This window comes from Andreesenia angusta, assembly GCF_001855385.1.
GTDB classification, from domain to species: domain Bacteria; phylum Bacillota; class Clostridia; order Tissierellales; family Gottschalkiaceae; genus Andreesenia; species Andreesenia angusta.
In genome coordinates, this window is record NZ_MKIE01000002.1 from 40,803 (window position 1) to 65,848 (window position 25,046).

Annotated in this window: 22 protein-coding genes; 19 read left to right on the forward strand and 3 right to left on the reverse strand. The window is 46.0% G+C overall.

The annotated features are described in order from the left end of the window. The first annotated feature begins 5 nt into the window (after nt 1–5). Genes EUAN_RS02340 through EUAN_RS02360 form a run of 5 tightly spaced genes read left to right on the forward strand, consistent with a single transcriptional unit; the run spans nt 6 to nt 5,514 of the window. The gene (locus EUAN_RS02340; protein WP_071061320.1) at nt 6–767 is read left to right on the forward strand and encodes a prepilin peptidase; all 762 of its coding nucleotides are present in this window, start codon (nt 6–8) and stop codon (nt 765–767) included. 18 nt (nt 768–785) lie between these two features. Beyond that, nucleotides 786–1,868, forward strand: coding sequence for a pilus assembly protein PilM (gene pilM, locus EUAN_RS02345; protein WP_071061322.1), 1,083 nt, complete (start codon nt 786–788; stop codon nt 1,866–1,868). A gap of 12 nt (nt 1,869–1,880) precedes the next feature. Continuing rightward, the gene (locus EUAN_RS02350; RefSeq protein WP_071061329.1) at nt 1,881–2,471 is read left to right on the forward strand and encodes a PilN domain-containing protein; all 591 of its coding nucleotides are present in this window, start codon (nt 1,881–1,883) and stop codon (nt 2,469–2,471) included. After that, a complete protein-coding gene (locus EUAN_RS02355; RefSeq protein WP_071061331.1) occupies nt 2,440–3,861 on the forward strand; it encodes a hypothetical protein in 1,422 nt (473 codons plus the stop codon). Before EUAN_RS02350 ends, EUAN_RS02355 begins: the two co-directional genes overlap by 32 nt. A gap of 15 nt (nt 3,862–3,876) precedes the next feature. Continuing rightward, nucleotides 3,877–5,514 carry an S-layer homology domain-containing protein gene (locus EUAN_RS02360; RefSeq protein ID WP_071061333.1) on the forward strand — a complete coding sequence of 546 codons (1,638 nt, stop codon included), beginning with the start codon at nt 3,877–3,879 and terminating at the stop codon, nt 5,512–5,514. A gap of 41 nt (nt 5,515–5,555) precedes the next feature. On the opposite strand, the gene EUAN_RS02365 is transcribed toward EUAN_RS02360, so the two are convergent. Then, nucleotides 5,556–5,888, reverse strand: a complete 333-nt coding sequence (locus tag EUAN_RS02365) for a hypothetical protein (RefSeq protein WP_071061335.1) — start codon at nt 5,886–5,888, stop codon at nt 5,556–5,558. A gap of 304 nt (nt 5,889–6,192) precedes the next feature. Between EUAN_RS02365 and EUAN_RS02370 the strand changes: the two genes are divergently transcribed. The 6 genes from EUAN_RS02370 to EUAN_RS02395 all read left to right on the forward strand — a co-directional run bounded on the left by EUAN_RS02370 (nt 6,193) and on the right by EUAN_RS02395 (nt 11,669). Next, a complete protein-coding gene (locus EUAN_RS02370) occupies nt 6,193–6,759 on the forward strand; it encodes a CD3073 family putative ECF transporter S component (protein ID WP_071061337.1) in 567 nt (188 codons plus the stop codon). Nucleotides 6,760–6,826: 67 nt separating this feature from the next. Continuing rightward, nucleotides 6,827–7,390, forward strand: a complete 564-nt coding sequence (locus tag EUAN_RS02375) for a CD3072 family TudS-related putative desulfidase (protein WP_071061339.1) — start codon at nt 6,827–6,829, stop codon at nt 7,388–7,390. Nucleotides 7,391–7,498: 108 nt separating this feature from the next. Then, nucleotides 7,499–8,311 (forward strand): transporter substrate-binding domain-containing protein, encoded by an 813-nt coding sequence (locus EUAN_RS02380; RefSeq protein WP_071061341.1) that lies wholly within the window; start codon nt 7,499–7,501, stop codon nt 8,309–8,311. Between the two features lie 3 nt (nt 8,312–8,314). Continuing rightward, nucleotides 8,315–8,980 (forward strand): amino acid ABC transporter permease, encoded by a 666-nt coding sequence (locus EUAN_RS02385; RefSeq protein WP_071061343.1) that lies wholly within the window; start codon nt 8,315–8,317, stop codon nt 8,978–8,980. After that, the gene (locus tag EUAN_RS02390) at nt 8,968–9,690 is read left to right on the forward strand and encodes an amino acid ABC transporter ATP-binding protein (protein ID WP_071061345.1); all 723 of its coding nucleotides are present in this window, start codon (nt 8,968–8,970) and stop codon (nt 9,688–9,690) included. The genes EUAN_RS02385 and EUAN_RS02390 overlap by 13 nt, the downstream gene beginning before the upstream one ends. Before the next feature lie 128 nt (nt 9,691–9,818). Next, on the forward strand, nt 9,819–11,669 hold the full coding sequence (locus EUAN_RS02395) for an MATE family efflux transporter (protein ID WP_071061347.1): 1,851 nt from the start codon (nt 9,819–9,821) through the stop codon (nt 11,667–11,669). 58 nt (nt 11,670–11,727) lie between these two features. Here the strand turns inward: EUAN_RS02395 and EUAN_RS02400 are convergent, their stop codons facing one another. After that, on the reverse strand, nt 11,728–13,434 hold the full coding sequence (locus EUAN_RS02400; protein WP_071061349.1) for a DUF2207 family protein: 1,707 nt from the start codon (nt 13,432–13,434) through the stop codon (nt 11,728–11,730). A 5-nt stretch (nt 13,435–13,439) separates the two neighbouring features. Next, the gene (locus EUAN_RS02405; protein ID WP_071061350.1) at nt 13,440–13,988 is read right to left on the reverse strand and encodes a LemA family protein; all 549 of its coding nucleotides are present in this window, start codon (nt 13,986–13,988) and stop codon (nt 13,440–13,442) included. Nucleotides 13,989–14,180: 192 nt separating this feature from the next. On the opposite strand from EUAN_RS02405, the gene guaB reads away from it, so the two are divergent. The 8 genes from guaB to purD are packed head-to-tail and all read left to right on the forward strand — an operon-like array spanning nt 14,181 to nt 25,026. Further along, nucleotides 14,181–15,644 (forward strand): IMP dehydrogenase, encoded by a 1,464-nt coding sequence (gene guaB, locus EUAN_RS02410; protein ID WP_071061352.1) that lies wholly within the window; start codon nt 14,181–14,183, stop codon nt 15,642–15,644. Nucleotides 15,645–15,678: 34 nt separating this feature from the next. After that, nucleotides 15,679–19,443: a phosphoribosylformylglycinamidine synthase gene (locus EUAN_RS02415; RefSeq protein ID WP_071061353.1), complete on the forward strand. Its 3,765-nt coding sequence runs from the start codon at nt 15,679–15,681 to the stop codon at nt 19,441–19,443. Between the two features lie 11 nt (nt 19,444–19,454). Then, the gene (purE, locus tag EUAN_RS02420) at nt 19,455–19,943 is read left to right on the forward strand and encodes a 5-(carboxyamino)imidazole ribonucleotide mutase (protein WP_071061355.1); all 489 of its coding nucleotides are present in this window, start codon (nt 19,455–19,457) and stop codon (nt 19,941–19,943) included. A 13-nt stretch (nt 19,944–19,956) separates the two neighbouring features. Continuing rightward, nucleotides 19,957–20,658, forward strand: coding sequence for a phosphoribosylaminoimidazolesuccinocarboxamide synthase (gene purC, locus EUAN_RS02425; RefSeq protein WP_071061357.1), 702 nt, complete (start codon nt 19,957–19,959; stop codon nt 20,656–20,658). A gap of 14 nt (nt 20,659–20,672) precedes the next feature. Further along, a complete protein-coding gene (gene purF / locus EUAN_RS02430; protein WP_071061359.1) occupies nt 20,673–22,091 on the forward strand; it encodes an amidophosphoribosyltransferase in 1,419 nt (472 codons plus the stop codon). Then, nucleotides 22,078–23,151, forward strand: coding sequence for a phosphoribosylformylglycinamidine cyclo-ligase (gene purM / locus EUAN_RS02435; RefSeq protein ID WP_342669838.1), 1,074 nt, complete (start codon nt 22,078–22,080; stop codon nt 23,149–23,151). The genes purF and purM overlap by 14 nt, the downstream gene beginning before the upstream one ends. Then, complete coding sequence (gene purN / locus EUAN_RS02440) at nt 23,139–23,750, forward strand: phosphoribosylglycinamide formyltransferase (RefSeq protein WP_071061361.1); 612 nt, start codon at nt 23,139–23,141, stop codon at nt 23,748–23,750. The genes purM and purN overlap by 13 nt, the downstream gene beginning before the upstream one ends. Nucleotides 23,751–23,778: 28 nt before the next feature. Beyond that, entirely contained in the window at nt 23,779–25,026 is a 1,248-nt protein-coding gene (purD, locus tag EUAN_RS02445) for a phosphoribosylamine--glycine ligase (protein ID WP_071061362.1), read from the forward strand. Nucleotides 25,027–25,046 lie beyond the last annotated feature (20 nt).

The window sequence follows — 25,046 nt, forward strand, 5'->3', positions numbered from 1 at the left end:
AATAATTGATAGAGTACATATTTGTAATAATATTCGGCCTCCTATTAGGCTCTTTTCTAAACGTCTGCATATACAGAATCCCAAAAAAGCAGTCCATATCCTATCCGCCTTCCAACTGCCAATCTTGCAACACAAGGCTAAGGGCTTGGGACCTTGTGCCGGTATTTTCCTACCTTATGCTCAGGGGGAAATGCAGATACTGCGGAGCGCCAGTCTCTATAAGGTACCCGATAGTGGAACTTTTGAACCCAGCGCTCTACGTTCTGGTATACTGGAAATTCGGCTTTTCAGTGGAGGGCTTGTCTTACGCTCTGCTGTTTAGCATACTCGTGGTTATAAGCTATATAGACTACGACCATAAGATAATCCCCGATGGACTGAATATAGCGATAGCGCTGCTGTGGGTTCTGTACTCCGGGGCGAGGTTTGCCACGGGCGAAAACTTGTACTTTATGGATTCGGCACTAGGGTTTATAATAGGGGGAGGGTTCTATCTCCTAGTGGCGCTTATAACGGCGGGAGCCATGGGCGGAGGAGACATAAAGTTTATGGCGGTGCTCGGGCTATTTTTGGGTGTGAAATATTCTCTGCTCTCTATATTCCTGACCTTTATAATAGGCGGGGTAGTTTCCGTGGCGCTTATAGCCCTGAAGCTGAAGGGCAGGAAAGACGAGATACCTTTCGGGCCGTTTATAGCCGGGGCTTCTGCGCTTGTGATGCTATACGGAGACGAGTTGCTGGAGCTTTACTTTAAGATGATAATGTGATAGGAAGGACTGAAAGATATGAATATTTTTTCAAGGATATCTAAAAAGCCTCTAGTTGGAATAGATATAGGGGAAGACAGCATAAAGCTGGTGGAGGGCTTCTCCGACACTGCAAACGTATACGTGAAGAACTTTGCAGCGGTCAGGACGCCGGCCAACTCTTTTGTAAACGGAAATATAGTCAACCTAGACGCCATGGCTGGAGCCATAAAGACTGCGCTCAAAGAGAACGGCTTCGGCTCTAGCAGATACTCTTTCACCATAGACAGTTCAGATATACTGGACAGGTACATAGAGGTTCCAGCTGTGGACAAGAAGCAAGTGGCGAAGATACTCGACTTCGAGATTCCGCAGCAGCTGCCGATAGTCCTGAGCGAGCATGTGATACAGACCAGGATAGTGGAGCAAACGAACACCAAAGAGGTGAAAAAGTCAACTGCGCTGGTGGTGGCCATGAACAAGAACATGGCCGCAAGCTATCTGGAGCTTTCAAAGCTGATGGGAGGCGCTCCGCATGCTCTGGACACCATATACGACGGCATGGACAAGCTCTTGAGCGAAAAATTGTATATAAACCACAAAGACAGGCTGGCCGGAAAGACGGTTGCAGTGCTAGACATAGGCTACAGCACTGTGAACATAAACATGTTCAAAAACTCCAATTTCATATTCAACAGGATAGTGGAATACGGAAGCAAGGACATAGATATGAACATAGCCAATCTCTTCAACATGGAGCTGATAGAGGCCAAGGAGAGAAAAGAGCACATGGGGAATATAAACGAGGAGCCGCTAGACCTGGATTCAGCTGAAAGCATGGTCAGCACTGCTGTCAAGTCCTCGGTGGACAAGTGGGCTACAGAGATAAACAAGGTCTTCAAGTACTTTGTGACTAGGGAGTATGGAAATACAGTCGACGCAATCTACCTCTACGGTGGTGGCTCTAGGATATCAGGGCTGGACAGGTATTTAGAGGACTACTTCGAGATACCGACTTCACATTTAAAGCAGATGAGCAATGTGGTGAATGAGTCAAAAGGTGGAGAGATCCCGCTAGACCTTTACTTGAATGCACTCACAGCTCTTATAAGATTGGTATAGGGGGGATTTGATTTGAAGGATTTTAACTTTTTCGAACCCTTCGTGGAGCCGAGAAAGGCTTCAGGAGGGGACGACAAAAAGATTCTCATAACTGTGGCTGCTGTAGTGGCGGCGCTTGCTGTAATAGCCGTGCCTGCCTATCAGCAGATAAATATGCTGCTTATGAAGAAGAGCATAGCACAGTACGAGTCGCTGCTGAACGAAGAGAGCTCCAAGCGTAAGGTGGCGGAGATAGAGCAGAAGGAGACTTTGCTGAACTCGCTAAAGACTCAGAGTGGAAAAGTTGAGAAGATAAACGGTGAGCTCAACAAGCAGGACCAGATAGGAGGGCATATAGTCTCGGCCATAAGCGAATCGCTTGCAGAAGACGTGTTTATAAACAGGATGTCTATAGAGAAGAGCGCCATAAGCTTAGACGGAGTGGCAAAAGAGAAGGAAGGTGTGGCTTCTTTCCAGAACAATCTGAGAAGAGTGCCTTATTTTGAGGATATATTTGTGCCTAATATAAGCGCAGAAAACGACTACAACAACTTCACTGTGGATATGACTCTAAAGGGAGAGGGGGAGAGCGATGAGAAAGCTGACAAAGAGGGAGAAAATTAGTCTTGGGCTACTTTTGATACTGGGCTTCTCCTATCTCTACATACAGTTTCTAGTTGTGCCTCAGCATCGCAAGATGGCGGAAGTTCGAGCAGAGCTGGACACGATAGAATCAGAGGCAAAAAAAGTGGAGAACTACGGCTCAAGGATCAAGTCTGTTGAAAAAGAGCTGGAGAAAGAGAGCGAAAGGCTAGACGATGCACTAAAGAGGAACTTCACCAAGCTGGAGCAGGAAGACATAATAATGCTGGTAGACAACTTGGCTGAAGAGAGCGGGCTTGTGAGCGAAGGGGTCACGTTCGACAGGCCGACAGAAGAGGATATAGCTGAGGAGAAGCTGGAACTCAGCACAGCTGAGCTCTCCTTCAAGGGCGGATACCAGACGCTTAACGATTTTCTAGACAAGCTCTCAAGCTACAGAAAGAGAATACTCGTAGACAGGATAGCTGTAGACAATGACTCGGACGACCTGCTTACAGGTACGGTCTATATGAGGATGTACAGCTTGGAGAATGTAGTGGAAGAGACTGAGTCCTTGTTTTCGTGGAAGAAGGACAGCAACTATTTCGCATCCAACCCTTTCAGCCCGTTTTCAAGCTATATAGAGGCCATGAGAAGGCAGGAAGCTGAAGATTCGGCGAACGACAGTTCAAGCTCAGACTCCAATTCATCAGGAACTGTAAGCGGAGCTACGTCTGTTTCGCCGGGAGCTAGCTATATACCATACTATCCTTCAGTGCCAAGCACAGGGACGACTACAGGAAGCACGGGTGGATCAAGTTCATCATCTGGATCGAGCTCTTCAAGCGGTGGAAGCAGTTCAAGTGGGAGCGTTTCAGGTGGAACTTCCGGGTCGAGCGGGTCGAATAACACTTCGCCATCAAAACCTGTAACTCCGTCCAAGCCTGCAGAGCCTCAGATTAAAAAGATAGCTGTAGAGAACTTCGAGAACGCAGCTGACTTCTTCACTGTGGGAAGCCCAAGGGAAGACGTTTTAGGCAGCGCAGGAATAAGCTCAGACAAGAGAGAGGGAAGCGGCTCGCTAAACCTGAAGTACAATTTCTTGAAAGAGAGAAGGTACAGCTCTATAAACCTGGGGTTTGTGAAGGAGATATATGTGAACGACAGGTATTCCAAGATCAACATGGATATAAAGCCTATTATGAAAGCGCCTCATGGGCTAAGGCTTGTGATAAAAGACAGCAGGGGAAAATACTATGACTTGGGGCTTTCGCAAGATCTGAACTGGTCTGGATGGAAGACGCTCTCTATAGCGGTACCTTCGGATGCTGAGTTCCCTATAGCTTTCCAAAGACTGTATATAGAGAGCAAAGACTACGACAAGATACTGCTGGGAGATGTGCTCCTAGACAACTTGCAGATGATAGAGTAAATCGGAGGTGAAGAGATGAAAAGACTAGCAAACAAGGCGATTTCGGCGATACTGGCAGGGACTATGGTGATGTCGGTGCCTTTAGTTGCTCAGGCGGCGGAGACGGGAACTACTGCAACTGACGATAAGACCGAAGCTGAAAAAGAAGAAGAGGACAGGATAAAGACCCTTATAGAGAGAGGGGAGAGTGCTGGAAAGTCAGAGGCTGAAGCGCTGGCTGAAAGACATGCCGAAGTGCATTTCTTCAGCTCTCAGTCGGCCGACCCTACAAGGGATTCCCTAAAGAGCGATGCGGCTATAGTAGCCAAGTACTATCTGAACTACCAAGAGGCCGAGTACAGAAACGCCTTCTTGAACAAGTTCAAAGAGTACTATCCAACTGCCTATACCGAGAAGTTTATAAGCCTTGAGAAGGAAAACGAAGAAAAGCTCTACGAGAGGGCTAAAAAAGATGGAAGCGACATGGGTAAAAAAGCAGGCAGCACTAGAGCTATAATGGACTTTGTAGAGGGAAGGACTAACAGCTGGCAAAGGGCCTACAATGAATTTATAGCAGAGGAGAGTCTTGACGATAGGTACTTCCTGTACAACGAGCCCAGTTGGTATGTACCAACTTTCAAGGACTGGTTCAAAGCCGAGTTCAATGCTAACTATACAGGCACTTATATGGGCGCCAACATGGAGACAGCTACAGGCAATATGACTTACAAGAAGCTCTCAGGACTTGGGGACGTTATAACTTTCCAAGACACTGCTTTCAACATCGCAGATGGAGCTGTAGGAGTTAACAAGGTAAAGACTGTAGAGCTTTCCATACCGAAGGCGGCCTTCTACAACGACACCTATATAGGCATAGAGAAGGAGAAAGACAGCTTTGGGGCCTCATCAGGCAAGTACAAGCCTGTTACAAACGTGTACAGCGTGACTGTAAACAACTCCGAGGAAAATGTGGCGCTGAGAGAAGACCTGATGCTTACTTTCGACTACTACGGTACTGACAGAGTTGGCATCTACGAGTGGGCAGACGGAAAGTGGAGGTATTTAAACACTCTTCAAGACGAGCAGCGGGAAGGTCAGGCTGTGGGTCTTGTAAGCACTATCATTCCAAAGGGCACAGACTATAGCGGAGGGCAGTATGCTCTGTTTATAGACGATGACTTCAGCCACTTCAAGGATATACAGATGAGCTGGGCCAAAGAGGAGATATTCAGCTATTTAAGGCGTGGATATGTACTTGGCTACGGTGACGACACTTTCAAACCGGAGAGAAAGATCACAAGAGGCGAGTTCCTCATAATTGCATCCAGGATATTCGACTGGGACGTAAAGGGAAGCACTGCAAATGTCTACTTCGGGGATAAAGATGGATTTGGATATTACAAAGACTACGTAAACTACGCAGCTTCCAACGGATATGTTACGGGGTATCCGGACGGGACTTTCAGGCCTTGGGACAATATCTCTTACAGCGAGATAGAGTGGCTTATGAAGAGGCTTATAGACGACAAGAATTTCAACTGGAAGTACTTTGCAGATATAATGAAGTATGAGAAGTATAAATATTCCCCTAGCAACGACAATATGAATGCCAAGATAATGAGAGACGAAGCGGTATTTATGTTCTACACACTTGAAAAGCAGGGAAGGATATAGTGAAAACGGGCAGACCAAATGGTCTGCCCGTTTCTTATGCCTTAGATTTGCGGCGTATATATAAGGTTGCTAGTTTCTAGATGTCTTGAGGCTACTGTCTCTAGGTCTTCAAGCTTTAGCTCATCTAGAGGCTTTGCTATATCTATGTCTCTGTACTCGGCAGTGTCTATTCCGTCTGGGCATAGCTTGCAGCAGAACAGCGCACAAAACCTCTCTAAATCAAAGGCATTCACAACATGGTATCCGTTTTCAAAGCTGTCTAGGTCGTCTGTGTCTAATCTCAAGAACCTGGCCACAAGCTCTTTTTCAAGTCCTTGTTTTTCGTACAAGCTCTTCACAACTTTTCCTATATCTCTTGGTTTTTTTACATACATGTCGGCATTTCCTTTCTAAATGGATTAACGTTATCTTAATTATATATGTTTTGTACATAGTATTGCAAGTTTTTGAGGTGTGCTTGATATAAAAGTTGAAGAGACTTAGGTGTAAAAGAAGTGTAGAAAGTCTGCTGATCATGTATTTTCCAATAAAGTCGGAGGGACATCTATATTAAGTAGAGAATAAAAATTATAGGCATAATCTATAAAGAAATACTTTTGAATAAAAAATATCAATTTCATAATTTTAGAGAAAAGATATAAAATATATCAGGAAAGATATTATGAAAGGGGGATTTTTATGTCAGCAACATCAACATTCAAGTCAACAAATGCAATGGTCATCTCAGCACTTGGAATTGTTTTAAACATAGTTCTCGGAACAGTAGTGCAGTCTGTGCAAATACCGCTGGTATTTCTAGACACTGTTGGAACTATATTTGTATCGGTACTACTAGGACCTTTTGCAGGGGCGATGACAGGCGGACTTACCAATGTGATACAGGGAATAATGACTAATCCTAAGAACATACCGTTTGCAATAGTGAACATAGTAGTGGCTCTAATAGTTGGGGTTATGTCTAAAAAATTTGGATTTAAATTAAAAACAGCAGTAATCACAGGACTTATACTTTCAGTTGTAGCACCGCTTGTAGGAACTCCTATAGCTATACTCATGTTTGGAGGAGTAACAGGTGGAGGGACAGACCTTATATTCGCATGGCTTCTAAAGAGCGGACAGAGCATATTCACAGCGGCCTTTATACCTAGAATAACTGGGAACTTTATAGACAAGATATTGAGCTGTGTACTTGTATCTGTGCTAATAGACAAGCTGCCAGATAGAATCACTTCAAAAGAATATTAATACAGATTAGACTATGAATCCTTACTCAAGTAGAGATATCATAGTCTTTTTTACGGGGAGGATGGAAATGGATAGAGGAAAGAAAATAGTCGTTTTAAGCCACTGCATAATAAACGCCAACTCAAAAGTAGAAGGGCTGAGTACATACTCTTCCGCTGTAAAGAGCCTGGTGAACTTTTTTATGGACAGTGGTGTAGGTATGATGCAGCTTCCCTGTCCAGAGATGGAGATGTATGGAATAAAGCGATGGGGTCACGTGAAAGAGCAGTTCGACACTGTTCACTTCAGAAAAACAAGCAGAGAAATGCTTCGGTCCACTGTAGGCCAACTTCAGAATTACATCAGAAATGGATACGAAGTAATAGGACTGGTGGGGATAGACGGAAGCCCAAGCTGTGGAGTGGAGAAAACTTGCAGCAGCAGAATCTGGGGAGGAGAAACTTCAGAGAAAGAAGAGCTTTGGAAGAGAATAGAGAGTGTAGAAACGGTGAGTGGGAGAGGTATTTTTATAGAGGAGTTTTTGAAGCTTGCAGATGAAAGTGGCGTAGAAGTGGAGCTTTTCTCTGTGGATGAAAGCGAAATAGAGGGGTCGATTGAAAGCTTAATAGAAAAGATCAAAACGTATTTATAAAGCCTATAAACTGTGAATGATGGATACGGTAAATCTATTGGATATTTGATGTATATGCACTATAAAATATTGGAGAGATAGAGACTAAAGAGTAGGAGATGATTATTAATGAAAAAGTTATTAGCTATTTTAATGTTTTTTACAATCAGTCTGGGTCTGTTTGCTTGTGGCAATCAGGAAAGCGTTGATGACAAAAAAAGTGAAGCTACAGACACTTCTGGGAGTCAGATAGAAGAAAAAGGGAAAATTGTGGTAGGAAATTGTCCAGAGTATCCTCCATTTTCTTTCAGGAATTCAAATGATGAAATAGAAGGATTTGATTCAGATTATGCAAGAGCACTTGGAGAAGAAATGGGAGTAGAAGTTGAGATTAGAGATACTGCTTGGGAAGGTCTTGTAGCTGGGCTTCAAAAAGGTGATCACGATATAATAATATCATGTATGTCTCCAGAAGAAGCTACAGCAGCATCTGAAAATGTAAATATGAGCAATGCTTACTACAACTTGAGTGAAGTTATAGTTACAAGAAGTGAAGATGAAAGTATAAAGTCTAAAGAGGACCTAAAGGGTAAAGTGGTTGGAGCTCAGGCAAGTTCTACCAGTGAAGTGGCCGTAGACAGTCTGAAAGATATGGGAATAGAAACTAAAGAAATCAAAAAGTACAACAGAAACTCAGAAGCATTAGCTGATTTAAAGAACGGTAGAGTAGATGCTGTCGTTGTAGGGATAGCTTATGCCGCTACACAGGCAAAAGAGAATCCAGAAATTAAGGTTGTAAATGATCCAATCAGATCTGTGGAAATAGTGGTAGTGATGAACAAAGGAGCCGAAGAGCTTAATGAAAAAGTTAATCAAGCTATAGAGGCAGTAAAAGAAAGTGGAAAATACGATGAAATTAATAAAAAGTGGTTGGATATATAGAATATGGACAAATTAGATTTTAGATTCCTAATAGAGTATATTCCATCGCTCGTTAGTGCTGCAAAAATCACGTTGAAGATAGGGGTGCTGTCATTTTTGATAGCACTTTTTATCTCTGTGCTGGTAGGGACTCTTAGAGCTTACAGAACTCCAAAACTTATAAAAATTGTACTTTCAGTATACGTAGAAGTCTTTAGAGGAACACCTCTTCTTATACAGCTGTTTTTCATATACTATGGACTCCCTTCTTTTGGGATAATGATGGAACCTATAACAGCAGGAATACTGGGGTTGTCACTAAATTGTGCGTCGTATATGTCTGAAGTTGTAAGATCATCTATAATGGCAATAGATAGTGGTCAGCTAGAAGCGGCTTATACCTTAGGATATAGTAAATTAAAAGCATTTATATATATAATATCTCCACAGGCATTCAGAATTGCACTACCTACATTTATGAACTATTTTTCTACAATAATAAAAGAGACATCGCTAGTTTCAATACTTTCGATTGCAGAAATAACTAGAGTAGGAAACCAAATTTATGCTAGGACTTTAAGTCCGTTTGAGATATATATATCTATAGGAGCAATATACTTTATAATGACATACTCTATAGTATTAGCTTCAAAAGCTATAGAGAGGAGAAATAAAAGATGGCAGATGTAATAAAAGTCGAGGGAGTTTATAAAACATATGGTGAGACCGAAATTCTAAAAGGGATTAACTTATCTGTAAAAAAGGGAGAGAGAGTGGCTGTAATAGGATCAAGTGGATCAGGGAAAAGTACATTGATAAGGTGTTTAAATGGATTAGAGACTATAGACAGCGGGAAGGTTATAATAGATGGAGAATTAGTAAAGAACACGAGTTCGGTTGCTGGGAAAGTCGGAATGGTGTTTCAAGAGTTCAATCTATTTCCGCACTATAGTGTTTTAGACAATGTGATGAAGCCGTGTATAGCCATAAAAAAGCTAAACAAGAAAAAAGCTAAAGATATTGCTTTTTCAATGTTAAAGCTTGTAAAGCTCGAAGAAAAAGCTGAAGAATATCCTATGAATCTATCCGGAGGACAAAAGCAGAGGTTAGCCATAGCCAGGACGCTGGCTATGGATCCTGAAATTATACTTTTTGATGAGCCAACATCAGCGTTAGATCCTGAACTTGCATATGAGGTTTTTGAAACAATAAAATCTCTTGAAACAAAAGGCCTTACTATGATAATGGTGACTCATCAGATTGATATGGTGATGAATTTTGCTACTAGAGTAATATTCTTAGATAAAGGAAAGATAGAAATAGATTGTTCACCTGAGACGCTTAAGGTTAGTAATAACGACAGGTTGAAAAGTTTTTTGAGCAAAATAACAAGTGTTTAGAATTATTTGAGAGATTCAACTGAATTGAAAGATTCCTTGATGTTTCAAAATATAGATAGTGAGTCCCGATACCCCCAATGAAAATAGGGTATAAGTAAACTGTAAATTTAACTTTGGGGGTGTATGTAATGGGGGTTTTTACAGAATCAGTTAAAAAAGTGTCGCGTGGGGCTATAGATTCATTCAAGACTTTTCCAGCGGCCATGGGTTCAGCGCTTGCATTTGCACTGCTGACTGCATTCCGGATCAACTTAGACTGGCCAGAGCAGGAAGCGTATAATTTTCTCTTGAATTCGCTTGGATGGTCGTTTGTGCTTGGAGCTGTATTTGGACTTGCTGCAGTGACTTTCGTAAAAAGCAGAAAAAAGGAAAAGTCCAAGTTTGCAGTAGCCAACATAGCCACAGCTTTTGTGGTGGCGGTGTCGTTTGTTCTGCTTTACTTCTTCGGAGGATACAAGTATTTCCCTGAAGACAAGTACATGGTTATCAGCGGAATAGCTATGTCGAGGGTAGGCGTTGCAATATTTGTAAGTGTCATAGCTTTCGTAGTGTTTGGAGCTTTGCGAAAAGAGAGTACAGGGCTCTCAAGGTCACTCTTTATGGCACAGAAGTCGTTCTTCATAGCGGCCATATACGGTGGAGTCATGATGGGTGGGCTTTCAAGCGTAGCCGGGGCTTTTGAGGCTCTGCTCTACAGTGCCATGAGCTACAAGGTATATCAGTATATAGGGGCGGCTGTAGGCTTTATAGCCTTTGCGATATTCGCTGGGAACTTTCCTGACTTCAGCAAAGACGAAGTTGATGAGAAGAGAATCGCAGCTGAAAAGCAGCCTAAGTTTGTAGAGACGCTTTTCTCGTATATAATGGTTCCTATAGTGCTGGCTCTCACTCTTGTGTTCTTGATATGGACCATAAAGACAGTAGCCACTGGATCAGGGCAGAGCTTCATCATGCTTTCAGGAATAGCTACAGGATATGCTGTGGCCGGGATATGGCTTCACATAATGGTGACAGAGCATGAGTCTGGAATGGCCAAGTTCTACAGGAAGGTATATCCATTTACTGCGCTTGTGATCTTGGCTTTTGAGCTATGGGCTCTTGTGGAACAGCTCAATAAGTCTGGAATGAAATCTGAAGAGTATATGTTTATGCTTATTTGGATAGTTGCGGTGATTTCAATTTTGCTTCTTATGTTCAAGAAGTCACGGGCACACTCTAAAATAGCCTTAATAGTAGCGATAGCGGCTGTAGTTACAGTTATGCCTATAATAGGATACCACCAGCTTCCGGCTTCCATGCAGTCAAGCAGGCTGGAGTCTCTTCTTGAAAGCCAGGGAATGCTTGAAGGGGGAGCTATCGTTCCAGCGGATTCAGAGCCTGACCGTGAGGTGAAAGAGGGCATAACAGATGCAGTCGTATACCTTGCGTACCAGAGGGACGCCAAGCTTCCGGACTGGTTCGACAGGGAACTTGAAAGCGATGTGGAGTTCAAGAAGGCTTTCGGATTCGAGAAGACATGGCCTGAATATGAAGGCGAAAACCCTGAGTATATGGGCGTAAATTTGAGCTTAAAGCCATCGTCTCTAGATGTAAGCGGATATGACTGGGTTCTTACAATGCAGGACACCAAGGGCAGGGGAGAGGCCATGGTAGACATATCTGGAGAAAGAGGAAAGTACGAGATAGTTTGGGATATGGGCTATAGAGGAGACGGAATACCTGAGATAAGCGTCTACCTAGATGAGAACCTTATCTTGAAAGAAAATATGACAGGATATGTAGAGGGTATAAAGGAGAAGTACCTCCCGGAAAAAGGCGGCTTTACTGAGGCTGGGCTAGAGGATATGAGCCTTAAGCTCAGCACTGACGAGCTAGATATAATGCTTGTATTCAGCAATATAGACATATATATCGATGAGAGCAACAGCACTCCTGGATACAACTTAAACCTTCAGGCTGTATATGTAGACGAAAAATAGCATAAAAAAGTGAAGCTGACTTCAAATTCAGCTTCACTTTTTTTATGCCTTAAATGCTTTAGCGTGAGCCGCCACCTCCGCCACCGAAGGAGCCGCCACCTCCGCCAAGGCTTGTAGAACCACCGCCACCACTTGAGGCGCTTAGTCCGCTTTCGTAGCCTCTGTTGAAGCTGGTTGCAAAGTGGTGCATCACATAGACATCTGTGTAAGTCAGATGGTTTTCCACCGCAAACTGAGGGTAGAGCTTTTCAAGCTGTTTTGAAACTTCCTCGGCTATGCCGTAGAGGCTTGCCCATATGAGCATATTCTCCCAAAGAGATACTTCGCTTACCTGTCGCTCTGATAGAAGAGAGAAATCTCTCAAGTAGTTTTCATACTGAACTATTTTGTCCATGAGCTCGTCTCCGACAGGAGTTGCACTTGAAAAGGTCTTGGAGAAGACTTTAAGCACCTTCACAGTCTTCTGCTCAAGATAGCCTTTCTCCAGCAGCAGATACTCCGAGTCTGTGTACAGCTCCGACTTCAGAGAGGATATCTGAGAGTAGTTTTTCTTGGCCCACTTTGTGAACTCTTTTTCCTCTAGCTTGTTGTCGTCTCCAGCAGCAGACTGCATCATGTTCCAAAGCCTGCTCTCTATATCATAGGCTTCCATCTGGAAGGCATTTAACTGTATAACAGAGGCGTCTTTTTTGAATATAAGTCCCTTCTCTTCAGTTACATGGCTTATCTTTCCTTCGCGCAGCCATTTCAGCATATATGCTCCGAAGTAGTCTTCTATCTGACCGTTTCCAAGCTGGTTTAGCAAGAAAGCCACATCCGAGATAGGCCCTTCCTGGTATGGGACATCCCTGTAGTACTTGTCTTTGTTCATGTTCTTTCGCTGCCTACCTCCGATAAGAGGGTTTGCGTTATTTACAGCTCTGCTTCTAAGCGCAAATCCTACGGCTATGAATATAGCGATTAAAGCCGGAATGATTCCAGCTAAGAAAGCTATGACTTTGTCTAAAGTGCTGCCGTCGCCTTCCTCATCGTTGTAGGAGCTGCCCTCTTTGGCAAGCGACTCCTGCTCTGCGAGCGTCTTGTCGAGGCTTAGAGTGGGCTGAAACGGAGAGTCTAGAAACTGCATAAGTATTGTGACGTAGTTGCTATCTGAAAGCGGAGCGTTTGACTTACCTACAAGCTTTCCGCTTTCTAGGAAGACTTCTCCTTCAAATCCGAATCCCCATATCCTTGTGTCGTCTAGAGTGAACTCCTTAGGGCCGCCTATAGTTATAGTCATATTCTCCGGATTTATATTTCCGTCTCCATCAAACAGCTTCCAGTTCATGCCCTGGCCGTCTTCAAGCTGTCTGACCATGCCGCTTATGGTGTAGGTTACGGTGTACTCGTGGTAGCCGTATTCGCCGATTCCCCAGCAGAGCTCGTATCCGGACGATGTCTCGACTATTCCATATTTGCCAGCTTTTTCCTCACGGCTAGCCTCTATGTTCCAGTTGGGCTCGTAGGCGAGCGGAGTTCCAAAGTCGCTTACGCTGAAGTTGGAGATTTCAGAACCTCCCAAGTTGTCCATCACAATGTATATCTCGGTGTCTTCAGTCATATTCATCTTTCTGAACTCTGTGACTACACCGGACCCGTCAGGCTGAAGCTCGACTTTAAAGTCAAGCGACTCCATGGAGTTTGCCAGTGAGTCCGACTGGATTCCAAGCCCGAAAAACATGGCGATCAGAAATGCTGCTAGGTACTTTATACTCTTCTTAAGCATAATTATCAGCTCCAGCTAGGCATCTCAGATTTTTCCTGAGAGCTTTCAAAGTATTTTTCGACGTTAAAGTTGAACATCCCGGCTACTATATTGCTAGGCACAGACTGGATTATCCTGTTGTACTTTGTAACAGTGTCGTTGTAGATCATTCTAGACTGACGAACTTGCTGCTCGTACTTGTCTACGTTTTTCATAGTCTCCTGGTAAAGCTGGCTAGCCTTTAGGTCAGGGTAGTTTTCAGCGACTGCGAACAGCTTGCCCATGGCTTGCCCAAAAAGGCTGTTGTCGTTCTCAACGTCCGCCACGCTTGCATCCCTTCCAAGAGAAGACCTCTTCGCTGTTATCTCCTCTAGCGTTTTCCCTTCGTACTCGGCGTACTGCTTCGTACCCTCTATCATGTTCTTCAGGGCGTCCCATCTAGACTCTATCTGGGCGGAGATCTGCCCCATGGAATTTCTGACAAACTCCCTCGACTTTATAAGGCTGTTGTAGGTGGATATGACCCAGACTGCCACAACTGCCAGAATTACTCCTATCACTATAAGAACTATCATTTTGAATTCCCCCTCGTGTTTGTTTTTAAAACGATTTCTCAAGTATATGATACCCAAAAGAGCTTTGTGAAAGCGAAAAGTTTTCTGTTTGGCGAGAGCAAAGCGAAAGTTATTTCATTGACCAAGAGTGGATAGAGGAGTAGTATTTAAGACAAAGATATGAAAACGTTTTCATAAAAAGGAGAGGATAAAATGGAAAACAAGTTGATCAGGGAAGGTATAACTTTTGACGATGTGCTTTTAATACCGCAGAGGTCTACAGTGCTTCCATCGGAAGTAAGCGTAAATACAAGGCTGACTAGGGGCATAAGGCTCAACATACCGCTTATGAGCGCCAGCATGGACACCGTTACAGAGGCCAAGCTAGCTATAGCTATGGCTAGGGAAGGCGGAATAGGCATAATACACAAGAACATGTCTATAGAAGCTCAGGCTGCCGAAGTCGAAAAGGTCAAGAGAAGCGAAAACGGCATGATAGTGGATCCGTACTGCCTCTCGAAAGACCACAGGGTTTCAGACGCTGTAGAGCTTATGGACAGCCACGGTATATCAGGACTTCCTATAATCGACGAAGGGCGAAAGCTGATAGGAATAGTTACAAACAGGGACTTGAGGTTTGAAGACGACACAGAGAAGAAGCTAGAGAGCGTTATGACAAGAGAAGGGCTTATATCCGCCAAGGTGGGGATTTCAATGGCAGAGGCCGAGCAGACTTTCAAGAAGTACAAGATAGAGAGATTGCCGATAGTGGACGAAAGTGGAGTGCTTAAAGGGCTTATATCTCTAAAGGACATAGAGAAGTCGGTGACTTTTCCGCACAGAGCTGTGGACTCCGGGAACAGGCTTCTGGCGGGCGCAGCAGTTGGGATAACGGTAGATATGATAGATAGGGTGGATGCCCTTGTCGGAGCGAAAGTGGATGTAGTAGTGATAGACACGGCCCACGGTCATTCGATGGGAGTTATGACTGCTGTCAGAAAGGTTAAGTCAAAGTACCCTGAATTACAGGTAATAGCTGGGAATGTGGCCACAGCCGAGGCTACTAGAGAGCTTATAGAGTCGGGGGCAGATGCAGTGAAAGTGGGGATAGGTCCGGGGTCGATCTGTACAACCCGTGTAGTTGCAGGAATAGGGGTTCCACAGATGACAGCTGTATACGACTGCGCAAGAGAGGCAGACAAGTACAATGTGCCTGTAATAGCGGACGGCGGCATAAAGTACTCTGGAGACATACCTAAGGCTATAGCGGCTGGGGCGAGCATGGTTATGATAGGGTCGCTGCTTGCAGGAACGGAGGAGAGCCCTGGAGAGACTATAATATACGGTGGAAGAAGTTTCAAGGTCTACAGGGGCATGGGATCTATAGGGGCCATGGCAGAGGGAAGCAAAGACAGGTACTTCCAGGAAGACGCAAAGAAACTGGTGCCAGAGGGAATAGAGGGAAGAGTCCCATACAGAGGAAAAGTCAGCGAGACAATATATCAGATGATAGGAGGGCTCAAAGCGGGAATGGGCTACTGCGGGACTCCGAGCATAGAGAGCCTTAGAAGGGACGGAAAGTTCATAAAGATAACAGGCGCAGGGCTGAGAGAGAGCCATCCACACGATGTGCAGATAACGAAAGAAGCGCCAAACTACAGTAGTAGCAACGATTAAAGTTCCAAAAGACATAGCGAAGCGAGGTGGACAGATGGAAAGCGTGAAAAGAATTTTCGTGGAGAAGAGAGAAAACTTCGATATAGAGGCGCAGAAGATGCTTAAGGACATAAAAGAGGAACTAGATATAAAAGGGATTAAGGGATTGAGGCTTCTCAACCGCTACGACATGGAGGGCTTGGACGAGGAACTGTTTGAGAAAGTCAGGACTCTTATACTGTCGGAGATGACTGTTGACAGAGTGTACTGTGAAGAATTCGATAAATCTGGCTCGGATATTGTATTTGCCGTAGAGTACCTTCCGGGGCAGTACGACCAAAGGGCTGACTCGGCATCGCAGTGTATACAGATACTCTCGGGAGGCGAGAGGATTAAAGTAAAGTCTGCGAAAGTAATAGCGCTTTCAGGGAAGATATCGGAAGAGGAACTCCAGGAGATAAAAGACTATATTATAAACCCTGTGGACTCCAGAGAGGCTGGGACCGAGAAGCCCCAGAGCCTTTGGGAGAGATGCGAGATACCTAAGTCGGTAGATAAAATCGAAGGGTTCTCCAAGATGGGAAGTGAAGAGCTGGACAGTCTTAGGCTGGAGATGGGGCTCTCCATGGACCTAGACGATTTAGACCACTGTGCAACCTACTTTGGCAGCGTGGAGCAGAGAGACCCTACGGTTACAGAGATAAGAGTGCTAGACACCTACTGGTCTGACCACTGCAGGCATACTACTTTCAACACCGAAATAAAAGATATTGAGATAGCGGAAGGGCCATATAGAGAGGCCATAGAGAAAGCCTATAGCGACTACCTTGACTCTAGAAAAGCTGTCTACGGAGAAGACGAATCATCCAGGCCTATCTGCCTTATGGACATGGCAGTGATTGCAATGAAAGAGATGAGGGCGAGCGGAGAGCTTGAGGACTTGGAAGTCTCGGACGAGATAAACGCATGCAGCATGGAGGTGGACGCGGATTTAGACGGAAAGCTCGAGAAATGGCTAGTGATGTTCAAGAACGAGACCCACAACCACCCCACAGAGATAGAGCCTTTCGGAGGGGCAGCGACATGCCTCGGCGGAGCTATAAGAGACCTGCTTTCGGGAAGGTCGTATGTATACCAGGCTATGAGGGTGACGGGAAGCGGAGACCCTAGGACTCCTGTAAAAGACACTATTCCAGGAAAGCTTCCCCAGAGAAAGATAACTACAGAGGCGGCCCATGGCTTTAGCTCCTATGGAAACCAGATAGGACTTGCCACAGGAAAGGTTTCGGAGGTGTACGACTCCGGATTTGTAGCCAAGAGGATGGAGATAGGAGCCGTTATAGCGGCAGCTCCAAGAGAGAATGTCCTGAGGCTAGATCCAAAAGCGGGAGACGTGGTGCTTCTAGTCGGAGGGGCGACAGGAAGAGATGGATGTGGAGGCGCGACAGGCTCGTCCAAGCAGCATACTGAGGAGTCCATTTCATCCTCCGGAGCAGAGGTTCAAAAGGGGAACGCCCCAGAGGAGAGAAAGATACAGAGGCTTTTCAGGATGCCTGAGGCGGCCAAGATGATAAAGAAGTGCAACGACTTTGGAGCCGGAGGGGTTTCTGTGGCAATAGGGGAGCTTGCACCTAGCATAGATATATATTTAAACAAGGTTCCAAAAAAGTACGACGGACTAGACGGCACCGAGATAGCCATAAGCGAGTCGCAAGAGCGTATGGCCGTAGTTGTGGAGTCTGAAGATGTGGAAGAGTTTAGGAGGCTTGCACGTCTTGAGAATCTAGAGGCGGTGCATGTGGCGGATATAACAGACACGGGAAGGCTCAGGATGGACTGGAACGGAGAGTGGATACTCGACATAGAGAGGGGTTTTCTAGACAGCAACGGAGCTAAAAAGGAGTCAAGAGCGAGAATAGAGTCGCCAGAAGAAAGTGGGTACTTTAAGCTGAATATGGACAGCACCAAGAGTTTAAAAGAACTTTGGCTTGAAAATTTAAGTGATCTAAACGTGGCCGACCAAAAGGGTCTTACGGAGATGTTCGACAGCAGCGTTGGAGCTTCGAGCGTGCTGATGCCGTACGGCGGTCTCTACGAGGACACTCCCACGGAGGGGATGGCGGCAAAGCTTCCCGTACTATACGGGGACACCAGCACGGCGACAATTATGGCCCACGGATACAATCCGAATATAGGGAGGTGGAGCCCTTTCCATGGAGGACTGTACTCAGTGCTGGAGTCGTTGGCCAAAATTGTCTCTATGGGCGGAAGCCACAAGAAGGCCAGGCTGACGCTTCAGGAGTACTTTGAGAAGCTAGGTGACGACCCTGAAAGATGGGGCAAGCCAGTGGCAAGCCTTCTGGGAGCGCTTCAGGCGCAGAAGATGCTGAGAATTCCTGCGATAGGCGGAAAAGACAGCATGTCGGGGACATTCGAGAATTTGAGCGTTCCTCCTACTCTTGTGTCTTTTGCGGTGGCAGTCGCAGATGTGAAAGATATAATCTCGCCAGAGCTCAAGCGAATAGACAGCAAGCTGGTGTTTCTGAAAGTGGATGTAGACGGAAGTCACATTCCGGACTTAAGTTCGGTAGACAGGACATACACTAAAGTGACAGAGCTAATAAGAGGCGGAAAGATAATCTCGGCCCATACAGTTGGGCACGGAGGAATAGCTGCCGCAGTCTCCAAGATGGCCTTTGGAAACAGAGTGGGAGTCAGAATAGAGGATGAAAACAGTGTTGAAGAGCTTTTCTATCCGTACTACGGAGGGATAGTGGCAGAGGTCGCAAGAGACTTTGACATAGATAGCGAGCTTCAAGGCTTGAATTTCAAAAAGATAGGAGATACATGTGGTGAGAGGGAGATATCCTTTAAGGGAGAGAGCATTTCACTCTCTGAAGCACTGGAGTCTTGGAGAGAGCCACTAAAGCAGGTTTTCCCCTACGAAAGCGGTGAAAGAGAGAAGGCCACGGAGGTCTGCTACGACAGAGGACCTTCCAGATTCTCCGCCACCATAAAGACTGCAAAGCCCAAAGTGCTGGTGCCATGCTTTCCGGGTACAAACTCGGAATACGACACCGCCAGGGCCTTTATGGAAGCGGGTGGAGATGCGGAGATATTCGTATTCAGGAACCTAAGCCCAAGAGACATAGAACAGTCTGTAGAGCAGTTGGCCAAGAAGATAAGCGAGTCCCAGATAATTGCAATCCCTGGGGGATTTAGCGCAGGGGACGAGCCGGACGGCTCCGGGAAGTTTATAGCCACTGTCTTCAGAAACGAAATTATAGCGGAGAGCGTCATGGAGCTTTTAAACCGCAGGGACGGGCTTATGCTGGGAATCTGCAATGGGTTCCAGGCGCTTGTGAAGCTTGGGCTTTTGCCTTACGGCGAGATAAGAGAGCTGGAGCAGAACAGCCCTACGCTTACCTTTAACGGGATAGGAAAGCATGTGGCCAAGATGGCCAGGACAAAAGTCGTCTCTAATCTGTCGACTTGGATGGCGCTAGAGGAAGTCGGAAGGGCCCATAGCATAGCCATATCGCATGGCGAAGGCAGGTTTGTGGCCGACGGCGACGTGCTTGAAACTCTGGTGTCAAACGGGCAGATAGCCACCCAGTATGTAGACGAAGAGGGGAATGTATGTAGCGGGAATTGCAACCCGAACGGCTCTAAGATGGCTATAGAGGGAATCACAAGCCCAGACGGAAGGGTGTTTGGAAAGATGGGGCATAGCGAAAGGTACAGCAGGAATGCTTTCAAGAATATAATCGGCAACAAGGAGCAGAGGATATTTGAAGCTGGAATAAAATACTTTAAATAGGCGGTGTAAATATGAAGATAGCTATTGTAATGGGAAGCGACTCGGATTTCGGGATAGTTAAAAAAGGGAGCGAGATACTCAAGCGTTTCGGGGTGGATGTGCATTTAAGGGTAATTTCGGCACATAGAACTCCTCACAAGGCGATTGAGTTTGCAGAGAATGCAGAAAAAGAGGGCTACGAGATAATAATAGGGGCTGCTGGAAAGGCTGCGCATCTTCCAGGTGTGCTGGCGGGGGTGACGTTGCTGCCTGTGATAGGGCTTCCTATAAAGTCTTCCACCATGGACGGGCTGGATTCGCTTCTGTCCATAGTGCAGATGCCAAAGGGAGTGCCTGTCGCCACTGTTGCAATAGACGGCGCTGAAAATGCGGCGCTGCTTGCAGTGGAGATGCTCTCGATAAAGTACTGTGAATTGAGAGCCAAGCTAAAGGAGTACAGGGCCGAGATGGCGTTAGAGGTGGAGAAGAAGGACAAGGCTATTCAAGATATAAATAGATAATGGGGGGATTAAATTGAAAATACTAGAAATGCTCTACGAGGGAAAGGCTAAGAAAGTTTACAAGACAGAGGATCCTAAGAAATATCTGGTGGAGTACAAAGACGACGCCACAGCTTTTAACGGGGCGAAGAAGGGGACCATCTCGCAGAAGGGGATTATAAACAACAAGATGTCCTCTCTGCTCTTTAAGATGCTGGAGGAAAAAGGCATAAAGAACCACTTTGAAGGGCTTGTAAGCGACAGGGAGATGCTTGTAAAGGCCGTGGAGATACTGCCTATAGAGGTGATAATGAGAAACGTGGCAGCAGGCTCACTTTCCAAGAAGCTGGGAATAGAAGAGGGCACTGCTTTAAAGACTCCTATACTGGAGTTCTGCTACAAAGACGATTCCCTTGGGGACCCTATGATAAACGACTACCATATAGCGGCTATGGAGCTTGCAAGCGAAGAGCAACTTGAAACTATAAAGGGATATGCATTTAAGATAAACGAAATGCTCCAAGAGTTTTTTAAGGAAAAAGGAATAAAACTTATAGACTTCAAGCTGGAGTTCGGGCTATACGAAGGGGAAGTTATACTTGCAGACGAGATATCACCTGATACATGCAGGCTTTGGGACATGAGCACAGGCGAGAAGCTGGACAAGGACAGGTTCAGAAACGACCTTGGAGGAATAGAGGAGTCTTACAACGAAGTTCTAAAGAGAATACAGTGATCGGAGGGATGGCGATGCATCGAAATTCGGATTGGGACAAGCTAAGCGAAGAGTGCGGAATCTTTGGCATCTACGGTGCAGGATACGAGAACATATCAAGCTCCATATACTACGGCCTTACAGCATTGCAGCACAGAGGGCAGGAGAGCGCGGGAATAGCGGCCGAGAGAGACGGCAAGATGAGGTTTCACAAGAAGATGGGGCTTGTGAGAGAGGTCTTCGACGAAAGCATACTGGATAAGATGGAAGGCGATGTGGCCATAGGACATGTGAGATACTCCACAAGCGGCGAAAGCTACGAGATAAACGCCCAGCCGCTTGTAGTGAACTACAGGAAGCAGTCGATTGCGCTGGCGCATAACGGCAATCTGATAAACGCCAAGTCACTGAGAGAGGAGCTTGAGGAGAAGGGCTCGATATTTCAGACTTCCACAGACAGCGAGGTCATAGCCTACCTTATGGCCAGAAACTACAGGATGGGCTTGAAGGAGGCGGTCAAAGCGACAGCTGGACAGATAGAGGGCGCTTTCGCTCTTCTGATAATCTGCGAAGGGAAGCTTATAGGTGTGAGGGACCCGAACGGGCTAAGACCGCTCTCTGTAGGAGTTATGGAAGGCGGGGAGTATGTGCTGTCATCGGAGAGCTGCGCATTCGACCTTGTAGGGGCGAGATTCCTGAGGGATGTGTTACCAGGCGAGATGGTCATAATAGATGAAAACGGACTGGAGTCAGTCGTATACGACAAGAGAGATACAAAGTCCCTCTGCTCTTTTGAATTTGTCTACTTTGCAAGGCCTGACAGCGTCATAGACGGAAAGAGCGTCTATATGAGCAGGATAGAAGCAGGGAGAATACTTGCAAAAGAGCATCCGGCAGTGGCGGACATAGTAATGGCTGTTCCAGACTCGGGCTCGGTCGCGGCGCTAGGGTACTCCCAGGAGTCAGGCATACCCTATGCCCAGGGGCTTATAAAGAACAAATACCTTGGAAGGACCTTTATACAGCCGAATCAAAAGCTGAGAGAGCAAGCTGTAAAGCTCAAGCTGAGCGTAGTGAAAGAAGTGGTGAAGGGCAGGAGCGTGGTGCTTGTAGACGACTCGATAGTGAGGGGGACTACGAGCGCCAGGATAGTGGCGATGCTGAAAGACGCCGGAGCCAGAGAGATTCACTTCAGGGTGAGTTCTCCGCCGGTGACCCACTCTTGCTACTTCGGCATAGACACTCCAGACGAGAGACAGCTAGTGGGAGCCGTACACAGCTTGGAGAGCGTGAAAGAGATTATAGGGGTAGATAGCCTTGGATATATAAGTCCAGGTGGGCTTATGGAGTCCATAGGTATGGACAGAAGCGGCCTCTGCGGGGCATGCTTCTCTGGAAACTACCCTATGGAGGTTCCGAGCTCAGGGGGGGAATTCCTGTTTGAAAAAAACTAGAGAGAGGGGTGGCTTTATGGTAAAGGAAAAGCTTAGCTACAGAGATTCCGGCGTGGATATAGAAGAAGGTGCTAGAGCGGTCGAGATGATGAAATCTCATGTGAAGTCGACTTACAGCGAGGACGTGCTTTGCGACATAGGCGGGTTCGGAGGGCTTTTCAGCCTGAACCTCAAGGGGATAGAAAACCCTGTGCTTGTCTCTGGGACAGACGGAGTCGGGACAAAGCTCAAGCTGGCCTTTATGGCGGAAAAGCACGACACGGTGGGCATAGACCTTGTGGGAATGTGTGTAAACGACATACTCTGCCAGGGCGCTAGGCCGCTTTTCTTTTTAGACTATCTGGCTACAGGCAAGCTTGAAGCTGGTAAGGTTTCGGAGATAGTTGGCGGAATAGCAGATGGATGCAACCAGGCAGGCATGGCTCTTATAGGCGGAGAGACAGCGGAGATGCCAGGGTTCTATACTGAAGGGGAGTACGACTTGGCTGGGTTCGCCGTTGGAATAGTGGACAGAGACAAGATAGTTGACGGAAGGGATATAGTTGACGGAGACGTGCTGATAGGGCTGCCTTCAAGCGGGATACACAGCAACGGCTACTCTCTTGTGAGAGAGATATTTTTAAACAGAGGCAACTGCGACTTAAACGAATACAGTGAAAGTCTCGGCGGGACACTTGGGGAAGTGCTGCTTAGGCCTACTAGGATCTACGTAAAACCTGTTTTAGATGTGCTGGATAAGTTTAAAGTCAAGGGGATGGTGCATGTTACAGGGGGAGGATTTTACGAAAACATCCCGAGAGTGCTGCCGGAAAACATGGGAGCAGAGATAACACTTGGAAGCTGGGATGTGCCTGAGATATTCGGTGAAGTGAAGAGAATGGGGAATATAAACGAAGACGAGATGTACAGGACTTTCAACATGGGAATAGGCTATATACTGTTTGTGGAGCCTGGCATAAAGAAGGCCGTAATAGAAAGCCTTGAGGATATGGGGGAGTGTTCGTACGAGATAGGGAAAGTAAGAGCGGGAATAGACGGGGTGAAGTTATGTCAGGGCTAAGGATAGCTGTGATGGCCTCGGGAAACGGCAGCAATCTTCAGGCACTTATAGATGCAGGGAAAAGCGGAAATCTAGGTGGTTGCGTAGAGCTCGTTATATCAGGCTCTATAGAATCACACGCACTCCTGAGGGCTGAGAAAAGCGACATAGACTCACTCTATGTCAGAAGCATGGTAAGAGACGGAGGAACGGTACTAGAGGAGCTTAAAAAGAAAAAGATAGGACTTGTAGTGCTGGCGGGGTATATGGACATCCTTGGGAGTGATTTTGTGGAGGCATACAGGGGCAGGATTATAAATATACATCCGTCCTTGATACCTAGTTTTTCGGGGATGGGATATTACGGACAGAAAGTTCATAGCGCTGTGATTGAAAGGGGAGTCAAGCTGACGGGAGCTACAGTCCACTTTGTGGACGAAGGGGCAGATACAGGACCCATAATAATTCAAAAGCCTGTGACAGTTGAGGATAAAGACACCCCAGAGACTATAGGAAAAAAGGTGCTAGAAGTCGAACACGAGATAATAGTGGAGGCGGTGAGACTTTACTGCAAAGGAAAACTGGACTTGTCAAAGGGAAGAGTGGAAATACTCAGCTGATAGAAAGCGTAGAGAGGAAGTGGTTGATTTGAAACTGCTAGTAGTGGGAAGTGGGGCGAGAGAGCATGCCTTGGTCTGGAAATTGTCTAGGAGCGCTCACGTGGAGAGCATATACTGCGCTCCGGGAAACCCAGGCATAGCCGAGATTGCGGAGACAGTGGACATAGAGGCTACTGACATAGATGGGCTTTTAAACTTTGCCAAGGCAAGAGAGATAGATCTTGTCGTTGTAGGGCCGGAGCAGCCCCTTGTGATGGGAATTTCAGACCGCTTTAAGTCAGAGGGGATAAAACTGTTCGGGCCGGACAAGAGATGCAGCAGGCTAGAGGGTAGCAAGACTTTTTCAAAAGCTTTTATGAAAAAATACGGAGTGCCTACTGCAAGATATGAGGAATACAATAACTTGGAAGAGGCCATATTTGGGCTTAAGAATTTCGACCTTCCCGTAGTGATAAAAGCTGACGGGCTGGCCGCTGGCAAAGGCGTAGTTGTAGCCGAGAACAGGCAGAAGGCCGCAGAAGCACTTAGAGATATGATGGAGAGCGGAAGGTTCGGGTATGCTGGCAAAAGCGTAGTAGTGGAGGAGTTTCTAGATGGGGTGGAAGCTTCTCTGCTCTGCTTTGTGGACGGCTCAACCATAGTGACTATGGAAAGCGCCAGAGACTACAAAAAAGCTTTTGATGGAGACACTGGACCCAATACAGGCGGTATGGGAGCATGCTCTCCAAACTCTGCATACGAAGGAGATGTTGCAAAGTCTGTGGAGGAAAAAGTGCTTAAGCCAATAGTCGAAGGACTTATTGCTGAAAATATGGACTACAGAGGAGTGCTCTTCATAGGGCTTATGATATGCAAGGGCGGACCAAAGGTGCTTGAGTTCAACGTCAGGTTTGGAGACCCCGAAACCCAGGCTCTGATGCCTAGACTAGAAACAGATCTTGTAGAGGTACTAGACGCAGTAGTCGAAGGCAAGTTAAAAGAGATAGATCTAGAGTGGTCGGAGAAATGCACAGCATGTATTGTGCTTTCATCAGATGGATACCCAGAGCTATACGAGACAGGCAAAGAGATAACGGGGCTTAAAGATGTCGAAGATACGCTTGTGTTTCAAGGCGGGACGAAGCTTGAAGACGGCAAGCTTCTGACCAACGGAGGCCGCGTGCTGAGCGTTGTATCTTGCGGAGATACGATTGAAGATGCAAGAAGAAGCGCATACAAAGGTGCAGAGAAGATAAAATTCGAGGGGAAAAGACATAGAGGTGACATAGGACTATAGATACTATACAGTATACAAAA

Coding starts and splice junctions, on each gene's coding strand:
- pilM (WP_071061322.1), top strand. CDS start 786: ATGAATATTTTTTCAAGGATATCTAAAAAGCCTCTAGTTGGAATAGAT.
- EUAN_RS02415 (WP_071061353.1), top strand. CDS start 15,679: ATGGAAAGCGTGAAAAGAATTTTCGTGGAGAAGAGAGAAAACTTCGAT.
- EUAN_RS02395 (WP_071061347.1), top strand. CDS start 9,819: ATGGGGGTTTTTACAGAATCAGTTAAAAAAGTGTCGCGTGGGGCTATA.
- purE (WP_071061355.1), top strand. CDS start 19,455: ATGAAGATAGCTATTGTAATGGGAAGCGACTCGGATTTCGGGATAGTT.
- EUAN_RS02400 (WP_071061349.1), bottom strand. CDS start 13,434: ATGCTTAAGAAGAGTATAAAGTACCTAGCAGCATTTCTGATCGCCATG.
- purF (WP_071061359.1), top strand. CDS start 20,673: ATGCATCGAAATTCGGATTGGGACAAGCTAAGCGAAGAGTGCGGAATC.
- EUAN_RS02355 (WP_071061331.1), top strand. CDS start 2,440: ATGAGAAAGCTGACAAAGAGGGAGAAAATTAGTCTTGGGCTACTTTTG.
- EUAN_RS02380 (WP_071061341.1), top strand. CDS start 7,499: ATGAAAAAGTTATTAGCTATTTTAATGTTTTTTACAATCAGTCTGGGT.
- EUAN_RS02365 (WP_071061335.1), bottom strand. CDS start 5,888: ATGTATGTAAAAAAACCAAGAGATATAGGAAAAGTTGTGAAGAGCTTG.
- EUAN_RS02375 (WP_071061339.1), top strand. CDS start 6,827: ATGGATAGAGGAAAGAAAATAGTCGTTTTAAGCCACTGCATAATAAAC.
- EUAN_RS02360 (WP_071061333.1), top strand. CDS start 3,877: ATGAAAAGACTAGCAAACAAGGCGATTTCGGCGATACTGGCAGGGACT.
- purN (WP_071061361.1), top strand. CDS start 23,139: ATGTCAGGGCTAAGGATAGCTGTGATGGCCTCGGGAAACGGCAGCAAT.
- EUAN_RS02370 (WP_071061337.1), top strand. CDS start 6,193: ATGTCAGCAACATCAACATTCAAGTCAACAAATGCAATGGTCATCTCA.
- guaB (WP_071061352.1), top strand. CDS start 14,181: ATGGAAAACAAGTTGATCAGGGAAGGTATAACTTTTGACGATGTGCTT.
- EUAN_RS02405 (WP_071061350.1), bottom strand. CDS start 13,988: ATGATAGTTCTTATAGTGATAGGAGTAATTCTGGCAGTTGTGGCAGTC.
- EUAN_RS02385 (WP_071061343.1), top strand. CDS start 8,315: ATGGACAAATTAGATTTTAGATTCCTAATAGAGTATATTCCATCGCTC.
- EUAN_RS02390 (WP_071061345.1), top strand. CDS start 8,968: ATGGCAGATGTAATAAAAGTCGAGGGAGTTTATAAAACATATGGTGAG.